We start from the raw sequence: 459 nt of genomic DNA, 5'->3' as shown, positions 1-459 counted from the left end.
ACCTGCAGCTGCTGCACCTGTCGTCGCCGAGAAACCGGCCGCCGAGCGCAGCCCGCGCAACGAGGAGCGCCGCAACGGCCGTCAACAGAGCCGCAACCGCAACGGCCGCCGCGACGAAGAGCGCAAGCCGCGTGAAGAGCGTGCCGAGCGCGCCCCGCGCGAAGAGCGCCAGCCACGCGAGGAGCGTGCACCGCGCGAAGAGCGTGCACCACGCGAAGAACGCGCCCCACGCGAAGAGCGTGCACCACGCCAGCCACGCGAAGACCGCCGCAGCAACCGCGGCGAAGAGCGCGTGCGCGAACTGCGTGAGCCGCTGGATGCCACCCCGCCAGCCGAACGCGAAGAGCGCCAGCCACGTGAAGAGCGTGTAGCCCGTGAAGAACGCGCCCCTCGTGAAGAGCGTGCACCTCGCGAAGAGCGTGCTCCGCGTGAAGAGCGCGCACCTCGCGAAGAACGTGC

At 71.0% G+C, this 459-nt stretch carries 1 protein-coding gene; it reads right to left on the bottom strand.

Features of this window, described 5'->3' with window-relative positions; all coding sequences use genetic code 11:
* On the bottom strand, nt 1-459 hold a 459-nt coding region (locus tag EOE48_RS29550), incomplete at both ends, for a hypothetical protein (RefSeq protein ID WP_210249622.1).

Source organism: Methylobacterium oryzihabitans (genome assembly GCF_004004555.2).
Classification (GTDB): domain Bacteria; phylum Pseudomonadota; class Alphaproteobacteria; order Rhizobiales; family Beijerinckiaceae; genus Methylobacterium; species Methylobacterium oryzihabitans.
This window is presented reverse-complemented; position numbering and strand designations above follow the sequence as displayed.